General features: G+C 69.3%; 12 protein-coding genes. 5 read left to right on the forward strand and 7 right to left on the reverse strand.

Annotated features, from left to right (window positions below; genetic code table 11):
- Positions 1-69: 69 nt before the first annotated feature.
- Genes WMJ97_RS11035 through WMJ97_RS11050 form a run of 4 tightly spaced genes read right to left on the reverse strand, consistent with a single transcriptional unit; the run spans position 70 to position 5,096 of the window.
- On the reverse strand, positions 70-891 hold the full coding sequence (locus WMJ97_RS11035) for a carbohydrate ABC transporter permease (RefSeq protein ID WP_347349045.1): 822 nt from the start codon (positions 889-891) through the stop codon (positions 70-72).
- A complete protein-coding gene (locus WMJ97_RS11040; RefSeq protein ID WP_347349046.1) occupies positions 891-1,766 on the reverse strand; it encodes a sugar ABC transporter permease in 876 nt (291 codons plus the stop codon). Before WMJ97_RS11040 ends, WMJ97_RS11035 begins: the two co-directional genes overlap by 1 nt.
- A 7-nt stretch (positions 1,767-1,773) precedes the next feature.
- Positions 1,774-3,024 (reverse strand): extracellular solute-binding protein, encoded by a 1,251-nt coding sequence (locus WMJ97_RS11045; protein WP_347349047.1) that lies wholly within the window; start codon positions 3,022-3,024, stop codon positions 1,774-1,776.
- Positions 3,021-5,096 carry an alpha-galactosidase gene (locus WMJ97_RS11050; RefSeq protein WP_347349048.1) on the reverse strand — a complete coding sequence of 692 codons (2,076 nt, stop codon included), beginning with the start codon at positions 5,094-5,096 and terminating at the stop codon, positions 3,021-3,023. Before WMJ97_RS11050 ends, WMJ97_RS11045 begins: the two co-directional genes overlap by 4 nt.
- A 59-nt stretch (positions 5,097-5,155) precedes the next feature.
- Here WMJ97_RS11050 and WMJ97_RS11055 point away from each other — a divergent pair, with 59 nt between their 5' ends.
- A complete protein-coding gene (locus WMJ97_RS11055) occupies positions 5,156-6,262 on the forward strand; it encodes an ROK family protein (protein WP_347349049.1) in 1,107 nt (368 codons plus the stop codon).
- 90 nt (positions 6,263-6,352) lie between these two features.
- Here WMJ97_RS11055 and alsS read toward each other — a convergent pair whose 3' ends face one another.
- Entirely contained in the window at positions 6,353-8,038 is a 1,686-nt protein-coding gene (gene alsS, locus WMJ97_RS11060; RefSeq protein WP_347349050.1) for an acetolactate synthase AlsS, read from the reverse strand.
- Between the two features lie 39 nt (positions 8,039-8,077).
- Between alsS and budA the strand changes: the two genes are divergently transcribed.
- Positions 8,078-8,800: an acetolactate decarboxylase gene (gene budA / locus WMJ97_RS11065; protein ID WP_347349051.1), complete on the forward strand. Its 723-nt coding sequence runs from the start codon at positions 8,078-8,080 to the stop codon at positions 8,798-8,800.
- Between the two features lie 37 nt (positions 8,801-8,837).
- Here budA and WMJ97_RS11070 read toward each other — a convergent pair whose 3' ends face one another.
- Entirely contained in the window at positions 8,838-9,485 is a 648-nt protein-coding gene (locus tag WMJ97_RS11070; protein ID WP_347349052.1) for a response regulator transcription factor, read from the reverse strand.
- 345 nt (positions 9,486-9,830) lie between these two features.
- Between WMJ97_RS11070 and WMJ97_RS11075 the strand changes: the two genes are divergently transcribed.
- Positions 9,831-10,793 carry an AraC family transcriptional regulator gene (locus tag WMJ97_RS11075; protein ID WP_347349053.1) on the forward strand — a complete coding sequence of 321 codons (963 nt, stop codon included), beginning with the start codon at positions 9,831-9,833 and terminating at the stop codon, positions 10,791-10,793.
- A 108-nt stretch (positions 10,794-10,901) separates the two neighbouring features.
- Here the strand turns inward: WMJ97_RS11075 and WMJ97_RS11080 are convergent, their stop codons facing one another.
- Complete coding sequence (locus WMJ97_RS11080) at positions 10,902-12,200, reverse strand: dicarboxylate/amino acid:cation symporter (RefSeq protein WP_347349054.1); 1,299 nt, start codon at positions 12,198-12,200, stop codon at positions 10,902-10,904.
- 190 nt (positions 12,201-12,390) lie between these two features.
- On the opposite strand from WMJ97_RS11080, the gene WMJ97_RS11085 reads away from it, so the two are divergent.
- Both WMJ97_RS11085 and WMJ97_RS11090 read left to right on the forward strand, forming a co-directional pair.
- Complete coding sequence (locus WMJ97_RS11085; RefSeq protein WP_347349055.1) at positions 12,391-12,978, forward strand: hypothetical protein; 588 nt, start codon at positions 12,391-12,393, stop codon at positions 12,976-12,978.
- Positions 12,975-13,535, forward strand: a 561-nt coding sequence (locus tag WMJ97_RS11090) for a nucleotidyl transferase AbiEii/AbiGii toxin family protein (RefSeq protein WP_347349056.1), incomplete at its 3' end; no start/stop codon positions are given. The genes WMJ97_RS11085 and WMJ97_RS11090, both read left to right, overlap by 4 nt.

Genomic DNA, 13,535 nt, shown 5'->3' on the forward strand with positions numbered 1-13,535 from the left:
CGCACGCAGCCGCCGCCCGCGGCGTCCGAGAAGAACGGACGCCGCGGGCGGCGTGTGGGCAGGCTCAGGTCAGCGCTGCGACCCGCGCATGACGCCGGAGATGACCCAGCGCTGGGCGAAGACGTAGACGAGGACCAGCGGGGCGATCGCCATGAGATACGACGCGAACGCCACGGTGTAGTTCGTGTTGAACTGCCCCTGGAACACGTACTGCGCGAGCGGCAGCGTCTGGGTGCCGGGATCGCTGAGAATGACCAACGGCAGCAGGAAGTCGTTCCACGCCCACAGGCAGGTGAGAATCCCCACGGTCGCGTTCATGGGCGCGAGCAGCGGGAAGATGATCCGCCAGAAAATGCCCCAGCGGCTCGCCCCGTCGATGGACGCCGATTCCTCCACCTCCAGCGGGATCGACCGAATGTAGCTCGTGTACAACAACAGGTTGAACGCGAGCCCGTAGACGACGTAGATCAGGATCAGCCCGGCCTCGTTGTCGATATGCATCATGGCCGTCTGCTTCACCACCGGCAGCATGATGATCGGGAAGGGCACGAACATCGCGGCCACGAAGTAGTAGAACAGCCGCCGCACCCAGGGCCGGTGCATATTCCGGCCGACCGCGTACGCCACCATCGAGTTCGTCACCAGTGTGAGGCTGACCGCGCCGACCGTGATGATCGCCGACGTCATCAGGCGCGCCGGGAAGTTCGTGAGCTGCCAGGCGGTGACGAAGTTGTCCAAGGTCCAGTGCTGCGGCAACCCGAAGCCGGATTGCGCCAGCTCGCCTGGCGTCTTGAAGGCCGTGACGATCGTGAAGTACAGCGGGACGAAGATCGTCAGCGAGAGGACGACCGCCAGGGCCGTGAGCCACCAGTTGATTTTGCGCGACGACATCACACATCCTCCCTACCCGCGAGGAACCGGAGCTGGGCGAACGAGATTGCCAGCACGAGAATGAAGTAGACGATGCCGTTGGCCGTCTGATAGGCGTACTCGCCGCCCTGGAAGCCGTTGCGGAAGATCAGGAACGAGATCGACTGCGTCGCCGTGCCCGGGCCACCGTTGGTGAGGGCGACGACCTGGTCGAAGACCCCGAGCGAGTTCTTGAAAGACAGCACCATGTTGATGGTGAAGAACGGCATGATCAGCGGGAACGTCATCTTGGTGAATCGCTGCCAGCGCGTGACGCCGTCGATCGCGGCCGCCTCGTACACCTCCTCGGGCACCGTCTGCAGGCCGGCCAAGTAGATGATCGTGTTGAACGCGATCGCCTGCCAGACGCCGACGAACACGATCACCATCCACGCCGTGCTTTCGTTGGCGAGCAGCGATGTCGACAGCCAGTCCCAGCCGAGCGCCGTCCCGATCGCGGGCAGGTTGTTGGTGAACAGGTACTGGAAGATGTACGCGACGATCAGCACGGGCAGGATGTAGGGCAGGAAGAACACCCCGCGGAAGAACGTCTGCGCGTGCATCTTGCTGTTCAGCAGCAGGGCGATGGCCAGCGAGAAAATGTTGATGAGGATCGTCGCGGAGACGGCGTACAGCAGCGTGAACCCGTAGGAGCCCCAGATGACGTCGTCGCCGAAGAGGTTGATGTAGTTCTGCAGGCCCACGAAGCGCCAGTCGCCGTAGCCCTGGTAGTTGGTGAACGTGTAGAAGAATCCCGTGAGCAACGGGATGGTGAGCAGAATCGTGAAGAGAATCGCGGCGGGCGCGATCATCCAGACGAAGGCGCTTTCGATGCGCCGAGGAGCGTTGGTTTCCATTCCAGCCTCACATCGTTGAGTTGAGGCGCGCGATGACGCGATCCCATTGGGTGTTGAGCCGGTTGACGAAGGCAGGGATGTTCCGGTTGATCAGGAACTGCTGCATGTAGTTGTTCAGGTTCACGCCTTGCGGGAAGTTGTGATCTGAATACGTCGCCAGCCGCTGGGAGGTGAAGTACGGGACGAGGCCCTCCAGCGCGGGGTCGGTCGCCTGCATGCCCGTCAGCGTCGGGAACGCCACCTGCTCGGCGCAGTAGGCGGCCATGTTCTCCTGCTGCATCAGGTACTCGAAGAACTGCAGCACCTCCGGCTTCGGGTCGGTTCCGCAGGTGAGCGCGACGTCGACGCCCGACACCACCCGCGTGTCCTCTGCCCGGTCAGCCGGGGTCGCGAACGTGCCGAGCTGAATGTCGGGGTTGTACGACCGGATCGCCGGAATCGCGTACGTGCCGTGCACGTACATCGCGGCCCGCCCCTGCGAAAAGCCCTGGTTGGCGTCGTTGTAGCCGATGTCGAACTTGTTCGCGTTGCCGTACGCCGCGATCTGCAGCATCTTCTGCAGCGTGGGCGTCAACTCTTCGAAGTTCGTCTGCCCGAGGCGCCGGCGTTCGTACCAGCCGGCGACATCGCCGAGCTGGTTCGCCGAGATCGACGAGAACATCGGGGCGCCGGTCCACGTGTCGCGGAACCCCCAGTAGAAGGGGTCGACGCCGCGTCCCTTGAGATCGTCGGCGATGGCGATCAGTTCGTCCCACGTCGTCGGCGGGCGCAGGTTGTGCCGGTCGAAGATCTCGCGGTTGTAGATCATGCCGGAGCCGTTGTTGGCGAACGGCAGACCGTTGTTCTCGCCGGGGGCGCCGACGCCCAGCGTCGGCAGGATCTCGGCGATGCTCGGCGTCACGTTCGCCATCGGCGCGCTGCCCGCGAAGTTGTGGAACACGCGCGAGCGGGCCAGCGACCCGAAGTTGTAGTCGCCGTTGATCGTGATCGCGTCGGGCATGCGTCCCTTCACCAGCCGGACGCGCAACGCCGTCACGTTGTCGGCCTGGAAGTTCTGCCGGAAGTTCACGCCCGGGTGGCCCGCGTTGAACTGGTCGCAGATGCGGTCGAAGAGTTGGATGGCCTCCGACTTGAACTGGAAGAACTCCAGTTCCTGGGCGCCCGGGGAGGATCCCCCCGAGCATGCGGTCAGCGGCGCGAGAAGTGCCGCCGCGGTGAGCCCGGACAACACTGTCCGACGGCTCAGGGGTCTGGTCATGACCTGCTCCTTTCGAAATGGACGAGGGCGAGCTGTTCGGGGTGCAGCGTCGGGGCGGCCAGCCCCGACTCGGCGAGGGCCCGGCCGCTGAGGACGCAGGGCCCCTCGGCCCACGGCAGGCCGATCTGCGGGGTGAGCTCATCGAGGCGCGCGCTCCAGCGGGCGTCCGGATCGAGCCCGGGGAACGTCACCGGGCCGGTGGGGTACGTCGGTGAGGTGGCCAACTGGACGATCGCGAAGACGGCCCGGTCGTCGGTCACGACCCCGTGAACGCGCGTGCCGTCGCGGTCGGCCGTCCGGACCACGCGGCCGTGCGCCATCAGATCGCGCACCTCCTTGGCCCGTTCGATCCAGCGGGCCAGCTCCGCGAGCTCGGCGTCGGACGCCTGCCGCACGTCCCACTCCACGCCCACGTGCCCGAACAACGCGGTGCCCGCGCGGAACGAGAGCTCGTGCGTCCGGCCGGTCGTGTGGGCGCGCGGCGGCCCGATGTGGGCGCCGAGGTACTCCGGCGGGACCAGCAGGCCGGTCCACCGCTGGATCTCCTGGCGCTCCAGGGCATCGTTGCAGTCCGACGTCCACACCCGATCCGCCCGCGACAGGACGCCCAGGTCGACCCGGCCGCCGCCCGAGGAGCACGATTCGATCTCCAGGCCTCCGAACCGTTCCTTCAGCAGGTCGATCATCCGGTAGAACGCGAGCGTCTGTGCGTGCACCAACCGGACGCCGTCGGCGTCCGTCGCCTCGATCAGGTCGCGGTTGTGATCCCACTTGAGGTAGGCGACGCCGAGGCGTCCGACGATGTCGGTGAGGCGTCCGGCGATGTGCGCGAAGGCGTCCGGGTCGGCGAGATTCAGCACGTGCTGATGACGCACGCGCAGCGGCAGCCGATCCGGCAGCCCGAGGATCCACTCGGGGTGCCGGCGCGCGAGCTCCGAGTGCGGGTTCACCATCTCGGGCTCGACCCACAGGCCGAACTCCATGCCGAGGCTGCGCACCTTGTCGGCGAGGGGTTCGAGCCCCCCGGGCCAGACCTCGCCGGACACCTCCCAGTCGCCGAGCCCCGAGGTGTCGTCGCGGCGCGAGCCGAACCAGCCGTCGTCGAGCACGAACCGCTCGACGCCGAGGCCCGCTGCGGTCTCGGCCAGCTCGGCCAGCCGGCCGTACTCGTGGCTGAAGTAGACCGCCTCCCACGTGTTCAGCGTGATGGGCCGCGGACGCCGCTCCCCGCGCGTCCGCCGGAGCCAGGCGTGGTAGCGGCCGCTGAGCTCGTCGAGCCCGTCGCCGCGCGAGTACAGCAGCGTCGGGGTCGCGTAGCTCTCCCCCGGCTCGAGCACGAGCTCACCGGGCAGCAGCAGCTCGCCGCCGGCGAGGATCTGCTCGCCGCCCGGCAGACGCTCGGCCAGGTGCGTGTGGTTGCCCGACCAGGCGACGTGCACGCCCCACACCCGCCCCGACCGGAAGCCGAACCCGGCCTCGCCCGCGATCATCAGCGACGTCGCGGACAGCCCGGTGCGCCCGCGCCGGTTGTCGCGGCGCAGGGTGCCGATCGCGAACGGGTGCCGCTGCGGACTGCGCTCACGCAGGTGACGCCCCGCGAAGTCGAGCAGTTCGGTCGCGCGCAGCGGCACCTGCAGCGCGGGGGTCAGCGCGTCGAGCGTGTAGGCGTCGGGGCCCGTGTTCGTGAGCGACGCCCCCAGCTCCACGACCCCCTCGGGGGTGAGGTCCACCGTCAGGGTGAGCTGCAGCCCGGGCGACACGGCGACGATCGACGCGGACGCGCCGTCGGCGTCCAGGCTCTGCACGACGAACGCGTGCGTGGACGTCTTCCCCGCGCGGTGGCCGGCGAGGCCCGGGGTTCCGAGCCAGCCGCTGGACTCCTCGGGCAGCAGGGAACACTCGGCGAGGCGTTCGGTCTGGTCGGAGACGAACTGCGGCGTGAGGGTGCCGGTCAGGTCATCCGTGGGCGGCAACTCCGCCCCCCAGTAGGTGACGACCGGCAGGCGCCCGTCATTGCTAGTCAGCACCAGGGTGGTACCGCCGCTGGTGAGGGAGAGTGACGACGCAGGCACGGGTTTATTCTGCAACAGAAAAAACAGCGGGTCAATGGGTTTGCGGCACAATGTCGCGCATGGACATGACGGGGCTCAGCGCGGCGCATCGACGGCTGTTGCTCCTGCTCATTCAGCAGGGGCCGCTGCGGCGGCGCGAGCTCGGCGCCCTCATGGATCTGAGCCCCGGCAGCATCACGCGGCTCACCAAGCCGCTCGAGGGGCGCGGGCTCGTCGTGGCGACCTCCGAGCAGGTGAACGCGACCGGGCGTCCGGTGCACCGGCTGGAGGCGGCCCTCCCCGCCGAGACGATCGTGGGCGTGTCGCTGAGCGGCGAGGCGCTGCGCGTCGTCCGGACCGACCTGCGCGGCCGGACGCTCGGCGTCGCGGCCGGGGTGCTCGACTCGGCCGAGTCCACGAGCGTGGTGGCGCGGATCGGCGACCTGGTCGAGGGTCTGACCGGCGAGCAGCCGGACTCCCGCACCGTCGGCCTGGGCGTCGGCGTGAGCGGCATCGTGCGGGGCGGGCGCGATGTCGTCCGGTCGCTGCACCTCGGTGACCGGCTCGTGCCGCTCGGACGGATGCTCGAAGAGCGGCTCGGCATCTCCTGCGTTGTCGCGAACGACGTCGCCGCCGTCGCGCTCGACGAGGCGTGGTTCGGCGTGGGTCGGGACGCCGGCTCATTCCTCGTCGTGACGGTCGGCGAGGGCGTGGGCGGCGCGGCGGTCTTCCGCGGGGTGGTCCCCGACGCCGAGGCCCACGGCATCGGCCTGCTCGGCCACCTGCCGGTCGCCGGCCCCGACGGACGGATGGTGCGGGCCGGCCAGACGCTCACGGACGCCGCGCTGCTGCGGCGGGCGGCGTCCGCGGGGTCGGCGGCGACGACCGCCGCCGAGGTAGCTGCTGGGCTGGACGCCGCGGCCGTGACCGCGTGCCGGGAATTCGCCTGGGCGTGCGGGTCCCTCGTCGCGACGGGCGCGGCCTTCGTGGTGCCGGACGCCGTCGTCCTGCTGGGCGAACGCGCCGGCGTCGTGGCCGCATACCGCGCCGACTTCGACGAGGGCGTCGCCTCCGCGCGCGAGGGAGTCGCTCCCCCGCTGGCCGTGACGATCCGCGCTCACGACCGCGACGTGTGGGCGCACGGCGCCGCCGTGGCGGCGCTCGTGGCCCACGTCAGCCGGCCGTAGCGCGAAGGCGGGCGGTTCGGCCGGGCGTCCTCCGAACGGACGCCCTGTGGACGGACGCCCTCCGAACGGACGCCCGCGGCGTCCGGCCGATCAGGACAGCTCTCCCTCCAGCAGGTCGTCGGCGAGCACCTGCTTGTTGGTGGAGTAGTCCACCGGAACGTCGACGATGCTGGGCCCCGGCTCCGCGATGGCCTTCCTGAGGACGTCCGCCAGATCCTCGCTGCGCGTCACCCGATGCCCGTGGGCGCCGAAGGATTCGGCGTACTTGACGATGTCGTAGTCGCCGAGCTGGACGCCGGACGTCCGCCCGTACTTCATCTCCTGCTGGAAGGCGACCATGTCGTACGTGCCGTCATTGAAGACCACGTGGGTGAAATTCGCTCCGATCCGGACGGCCGTCTCGAGTTCCATCGCGGAGAACAGGAAGCCGCCGTCGCCCGAGACCGAGACGACGTCGGTACCCGGCCGCACGAGCGTGGCGGCGATCGCCCACGGGAGGGCGACGCCGAGCGTCTGCTGCCCGTTCGAGAACAGCAGCGTCCGTGACTCGTAGGTACGGAAGTGCCGGGCCATGTAGATGTAGTGCGAGCCGACGTCGCACGCCACCGTCGCGTTGTCGGGCAGCACGTCGCGCAGCGTCAGGCAGACGAAGGCGGGGTTGAGGCCCTGGGAATCGTCCCCCGACGGGACCGCGCTCGCCTCGCCCAGGCGCGAGCGCTGCGTGTCGATGATCTCCTGGGACGCCGCGCTCAACTCGAGCCCGGAGAGCCGATCGGTCAGCTCGCGCACGCTGGCGACGATGTCACCCCGTAGTTCGACGTCGGGTCGATAGTTGGAGTCGATGTCGAGGAGCACCTCGTCGAGGTTGACGATGGTGCGCTCCCCGCCGGAGTTCCAGAGATGCGGGTCGTACTCGATCGCGTCGTAGCCGATGGCGAGCACGACGTCGGCCTTGCGCAGGAGGATGTCGCCCGGCTGGTTGTGGAACAGGCCGACGCGGCCCAGGAAGTGGTGCTCGAGCTCGCGCGACACGGCCCCGGCGGCCTGGAACGTCTCGACCACCGGCAGGCCGGTGCGGCTCATGAGCTCGCGGACGGCGGCCACGCCGCCGCCGCACGCCGCGCGCACCCCGAGCAGGATCACGGGAAGCTCGGCCCCACGGATGAGGTCGGCCGCCCGATCGAGTTGGTCGGAGGACGCCGGGCCCAGCTTGGGCGGCAGCAACTGCTCGGGCACGGCCTCGGACGTCTGCTCGGCCAGCACGTCGGACGGCAGGACCAGCGCCGTCGCTCCGCGCGGCATGACGCGGGCGACCCGGAACGCGTTCGTGACCGCCTCGGGCACGTTGTCGGCGTCGTTGACCTCGCCGGTGGACTTCGTGACGGTCGACAGGAAGCCGGCGGCGTCCATGGACTGGTGGGTGTGCTTCAGCCGGTCCGCCCGCGGGACGGCGCCGCACAGGGCGACCATCGGGTCGCCCTCGGCGGTGGCGGTGAGCAGGCCGGTGGCGAGGTTGGTCGTGCCGGGCCCCGAGGTGACGAGCGCGACGCCGGGGGTGTCGCTGAGGCGTCCGACGGCGGCGGCCATGAAGGCCGCGTTCTGCTCGTGCCGGCAGACGATCAACTCGGGCCCGCGCTGGGTCAGGACGTCGTAGACCTGGTCGACCTTCGCGCCCGGCACGCCGAAGACCCAGCGGACGCCTTGGGCCTCCAGGCATTCGACGACGCGCTCGGCGCTGCGGACGGTTGATGCGGACGGGGCGGCGTTCTCGGTCATGGGCGTCCTTTCAGGCTCTGCCGGGCATAGCCTAGGGCCATGGCGACCCGGCATCGAGTTTTCCAGACAGGTTTGATCTCCTCGCTCGCCTCCGGCGTTTTCGAGGACGACATGTCCCTCGCAGAGCTGTTGGGCGAGGGGTCGATGGGCCTCGGCACCTTCAATCAGCTCGACGGCGAGATGGTGATCCTGGACGGGGTCTGCTACCAGCTTCGTTCCGACGGCACGGTGACCCAACCGGGCCTCGACGCGCGGACGCCGTACGCGGTCGTCACGAACTTCGTGCCCTCGATGCGGCAGGAGGTGAAGCAGACCGTCGTGCGGCACGGCATCAGCGAGATCATCGACGCGATGCTGCCGTCGCGCAACTACATGTACGCGATCCGCATCACCGGCGACTTCGCGTGGGTGACGACGCGCACGGTCGAGCGCCAGGAGAAGCCCTACCCCACGCTGGTGCAGGCGACGGATGGGGAAGACGTCGTCCGGTTCGAGAACGTGCGCGGGGTCGTCGCCGGCTTCCGGACGCCGCTGTTCGAGGCCGCGATCTCGGTGGCCGGGTGTCACGCGCACTTCATCGACGATGAGCGGACGCGCGGCGGCCATCTGATCGACTTCGAGATGCACCACGGCGTCGCGGAGATCTGCCTGGGCACCGATCTGGCGCTCCGGCTGCCGTTGACGGCCGAGTTCGGCGCGGCGGATCTCACCCCGGAGGATCTGCAGGCGCAACTCCACAAGGCCGAGCACGCGCAGCACTAACGCGCCCACGTGACTTGCCGGTGAGCCGGTCGCGGATCTACCGCCCGATGGGGCAACCGAAGCCGTGGTTCACAGCCCAGATCACCGCCTGACTGCGGCGTTCGGCGCCGATCTTGCGGTAGGTGCTGCGAATGTAGGACTTGACCGAGTTGATGCTCAGGTAGAGGCTCTGCGCGATCTCCTGGTTGCGGAGCCCCTGGGTGATCAGCTCGAGGACCTCCGACTCGCGGTAGGTGAGGCCCTCCTTGCGTCCCGGCCAGTCGCACTCGTCGGCCGCCGGCGGGAGGCGTCCGGCGAACAGGCGCTCGCCCGCGGCGACGCGCTCCAGCGCGCGGACCATCGTGGGCGCCGTCCAGGCCTTGGAGAGGTACGAGTCCGCGCCGGCCCGGTAGCCGAGCGCGATCTGGCGCGCGCCCGTCTCCCACGAGTACAGGGCGAGTCGCGCGACGTGCGGGTCGTGCAGCAGCCGCTCGATGACGATGCGGTCGAAGTGGCCGGCTCGGAACGGGTCGTACAACGCGAGGTCGATGCGTCGGCGCACCTGCTCGCGTGAGTCCAGGGTGACCAGACGCAGCGTCGGATGCCCGGACAGGATCGTCCGGAGCCCGCCTGAGACGAGTTCGGCGTCGTCGACGATCGCCACGGTGAGGGTGGGGCCGTGAGCGGCGTGGTAGGGCACGGTCATGCTGCCCGCCTTTCTGCCGCGGAAGTTCCGCGGGGCACTCCTCCATGAAAACAGCCGACGGCGATTGACGCACCACCGGAAACGAAGGCCGAGGGACGGAATGCCAACATGAGGCGGCCCGGGCAACTGACGTTCAGCTCCCCGGGCCAACGAGACCGCCCTCCAGGGACGGCCGGGTCTCGCCTCACCATTGTGCGTCCGACCCTTGCGCGTCGAGGGCCCCGATTTCGCTTTCGTGCCTAGTCGTACGCTTTGGCACGGACTATCGTGACGAATGTTCGGGCCGCAGGTGGACGCCGACAGCGTCGCCGGCCGACGGTCTGGGTGAGCGCGGTGGGGGTGAACATGCCGGTCAAGACGGTCCACGTGGCGACGAAGGATCCCGACGAGGCGTATTCGATCATCAACGACACCTACGCGCCCGTGCGGCCCATCCGCTTCACCGGGGCGGACGCGAGCGTCTCCTTCGAGTTGTCGGCCTTGGAGGTCGGCGGGCTGCACGCCAGCCACATCCGGCACACCCTCGCCGCCCGCGGGGTCGCCGCGCCGTTCGCGGGCTTTGGCGTGAGCACCCACCTCGGCGGGCGGAGTCGCTGGTCGACGGGCGGCCTCGACGTCCGCCTGGCGCCCGGCGGCGTGTCGCGCTATCCGACCGGTCACGCCCTGACCGTCGACATGGACGGTCTCGACACGACCCTGCTGCGGGTGCCGATGGCCGACGTCGAGCGTCTCGCCGATGAGTACTCGGGCGTCGCGCCCTCGCAGCTGCGGTTCGACGGGGTGCTGCCCATCAGCGAGAGCGCGTCCGCCCGATGGAGGTTGCTGGCGGGCTTCGTCCACCGCGCCCTGCGGGCCTCGACGCCGGGCTCCGACAACCCGCTGATCGTGCGCCAACTCGTCGACCTGATCGCGGCGACGGCGCTCGCCGTCTTCCCGAACATGACCATGACCAGGGAATACACGCCGAGCGAGGGCGGCGTCGCGCCCGCGGCCGTCCGGCGGGCGATGGCGTACATCGAGGGCCACGCGCGCGAGCCCGTCACGCTGACCGACATCGCGGACGCGGTGGGCACGACCGGACGCGCGGTGCAGGCCGCCTTCCGGCGTCACGTCGGCAGGACTCCGATGCGTTACCTGCGCCAGGTTCGGCTCGAACGCGCCCATCGCGACCTCCAGGCCGCCGACCCGGCGGCGGGGGCGACCGTCGCGGCCGTCGCCGAGCGGTGGGGGTTCACGCAGGCGGCCCGCTTCTCGGAGTTCTACCGGAAGACGTTCGGCGTCCCCCCGAGCAGCACGCTCCGCTCGTGACCGGACCCGGGGCGCCCGAACGGGTGAGCCAAGCGGTCGGCGTCGAGGACGCCGCGATGCTCCTGAGCGCCCGGTCGACGCTGTTCCGCTGACGGACGCCGGCGGGCGTCAGTCGGCGGCGTCCGCTTTGGCGAACTGGCCCTCGTAGGCGTCCAGGTCGATCTGATCGGCGGTGACGGACTTGCGTCCGTAGTAGACGTCGGCATCCACCTCGCCGGTCGCCTTGCCGACGAGCATGGCGACGAAGGTGTCGCCGTTGACGTTCAGGAACGTCCGGATCATGCCGGTGAACCAGTCCACCGCGATGAGCAGACCGACGGCGTGGAACGGCAGGCCGAGCGACGTGGCGAGGAACATCGCGATGACCGGGAAGCCGCCGGGCACCGTGATCGTGCCCATGTTGAGCAGGATCGCGAGGCCCATGCCGAGCACGATCTGCCCCGGCGTCAGGCTGACGTTGCCGGCTTGGGCGAGGAACATGACGACGATCATGTAGTTGAGCACCGCGCCGTAGGAGCCCATGGTGAGGCCGACGGCCAGGGTGAAGTTCGCGACGCGCTGGCTGACGCCGACCTTCTCGACGGTGTTGCGCAGGACGGTCGGGAACGTGACGGCCGAGCTCGTCGTCGTGACGGCGATGGCGGTCTGCTCGGCCAGATGCTTCGGCAGGCGCGCCGGGTTCAGCCCGGTGCGCGCCCAGACGACGGCGACCATGATGACGAGCAGGATGAGGACGCCGGCGAGCGTCGTCCCGAGGTAGGCCAGCGCGGTGGTGACGACGGCGAAGCCGACGTCACCGGCGAGGTCGGCGAGCAGGCAGAAGACGCCGATGGGCGCGAGGTACATGACGAAACGGATCATCAGCAGCACGACCTGCTGGATCTGGTCGGCCACGTCGAGCACGAGCCGGTTGCCCGACGTCGCGATGTACTGGTTGAGCGCGACGCCGAACAGCAGCGAGAACACGATGATCGGGATCATCGACGCGGTCGACATCGCGTTGAAGATGTTCGTGGACACGAAGCTCAGCAGCGTGTCCTGCCAGCCGGTGGACGCCGCCGCCGACTTCTGCAGCGACGGGTCGAGTTCGCCCGTGTAGACCATGCCCCGGCCGGGCTGGATGGCGACGCTCAACGCGTAGGCGAGCACCGCGGCGACGGCGGAGAAGCCGAGCATCCAGGCGAACGTGCGCGCGGCCATCTTGCCCATGCCGGCGCCGCTCATCGAGCCGGTCGCCACGATGACGGACGCCATCACGAGCGGCACGATCGACATCTGGATCAGTCGGATGAACATCGTCCCGATGAACTGCAGATTGCCCGCCCATTCGCCGACGAGCAGGCCAAACGCGATGCCCGCGACCGCGGCGATGCCGATGAGCGTGGCGGGATTCTTGAGGACTTTCATGCGACGGTGGCCCCTTCGAGGATCTGGTTGACCCGCGCATCCTATGACGGCCCTGTTATCGCTCCGTTTCGCCTGTGAGTCGGCCGCGTTTCAGTGCGCGGGATGGTGGGCTGTCGCGCCGATGACGATCCCAGCTCAAACCTGGATCAAATCCACACAGATGGCACCCGAGTGTGTGAGGATTGTATCCATGATGAGGGTTGACGATCTGCCGCCGACGTTCACCACCGACCAGGCCCGCGCCTTGGGGGTGCATCCCCGCGAGCTCTACGCGTGGCGAGACGACGAGGCGGTCCTCGAGCTGTCGCGAGGGGTCTTTCGCCGCGCCGACGCGCCGCCGGCGTCCTTGCCGGACGTGCTCGCGGTCTCGCTGCGAGCCCCGCGGGCGATCGTCTGCTGCGTCTCCGCGGCCGCCATCCACGCCATCACGGACGAGCTGCCGTCCGCCGTGCAGATCGCCGTCCCTCGGAGCGGCCACAGCCCCGCCATCGACTTCCCGCCCACCACGGTGCTCCGGTTTGCGGATGCAGGTTTCGAACTCGGCCTGAGTTCCGTCGAGGCCGCCCCGGGCGAGAGCGTGCGCGTCTACGACGCGGCACGCACCGTCGTCGATCTGATTCGCCTGCGGCACCGATTCGGCGAGTCGGTCGCCTACGCGGCCCTCCAGCGGTACCTGTCGGGCCCGCAGAGCCGCCCGGCGCAGCTCCTGAAATACGCCGACGCCCTGGGCGCATTTGGCCCCGTTCGCGCCGCCCTCGACGTGGCGGTGTCTCGATGAACCGCCCCACGCGCAGCAGCCCCGAGGGGCGGGCCTACCTCGATCTGCAGAACCGTGCACGCCGGGAGAAGCGGGGCACCCAAGAGTTCTTGACGATGTACGTCGTCGAGCGCTGGCTGGCTCGTTTGTCGAAGTCGCCGTACGCCGAGGATTTCGTCCTCAAGGGCGGCATGTTGATGGCGACATTCGGGGTGCGGCGTCCGACGGTGGATGCGGACACGCTGGCGCGCAATCTTCCGTCGGACCCCGAGGCTGTGGCGCGGCGCGTCGTCGAGATCGCCGACATGGCGGATCCCGAGGATGGGTTGGTCTTCATGACCGAGACGGTCAAGACCTCCATCATCCGCGATCAGGCCCGGTACTCAGGGGTACGCGTCATCATGGACGCCCGCCTGGCGACCGCACGCGTGAGCCTTCATCTCGACGTGAACTTCGGCGACCCGGTCACCCCGGAGCCGGCCCTCGTCGAGTTGCCGTCCCTTCGCGGCGGTTCAGGCCCGGTGCGGGTGCTCGGATACCCCATCGAGTCGGTGCTCGCCGAGAAGATCGTGACCGCG

It is taken from the genome of Nigerium sp., from assembly GCF_039811905.1.
Lineage (GTDB): Bacteria > Actinomycetota > Actinomycetes > Propionibacteriales > Propionibacteriaceae > Propioniciclava.

Coding starts and splice junctions, on each gene's coding strand:
- alsS (WP_347349050.1), bottom strand. CDS start 8,038: ATGACCGAGAACGCCGCCCCGTCCGCATCAACCGTCCGCAGCGCCGAG.
- WMJ97_RS11075 (WP_347349053.1), top strand. CDS start 9,831: ATGCCGGTCAAGACGGTCCACGTGGCGACGAAGGATCCCGACGAGGCG.
- WMJ97_RS11080 (WP_347349054.1), bottom strand. CDS start 12,200: ATGAAAGTCCTCAAGAATCCCGCCACGCTCATCGGCATCGCCGCGGTC.
- WMJ97_RS11085 (WP_347349055.1), top strand. CDS start 12,391: ATGATGAGGGTTGACGATCTGCCGCCGACGTTCACCACCGACCAGGCC.
- WMJ97_RS11055 (WP_347349049.1), top strand. CDS start 5,156: ATGGACATGACGGGGCTCAGCGCGGCGCATCGACGGCTGTTGCTCCTG.
- WMJ97_RS11045 (WP_347349047.1), bottom strand. CDS start 3,024: ATGACCAGACCCCTGAGCCGTCGGACAGTGTTGTCCGGGCTCACCGCG.
- WMJ97_RS11070 (WP_347349052.1), bottom strand. CDS start 9,485: ATGACCGTGCCCTACCACGCCGCTCACGGCCCCACCCTCACCGTGGCG.
- budA (WP_347349051.1), top strand. CDS start 8,078: ATGGCGACCCGGCATCGAGTTTTCCAGACAGGTTTGATCTCCTCGCTC.
- WMJ97_RS11040 (WP_347349046.1), bottom strand. CDS start 1,766: ATGGAAACCAACGCTCCTCGGCGCATCGAAAGCGCCTTCGTCTGGATG.
- WMJ97_RS11035 (WP_347349045.1), bottom strand. CDS start 891: ATGTCGTCGCGCAAAATCAACTGGTGGCTCACGGCCCTGGCGGTCGTC.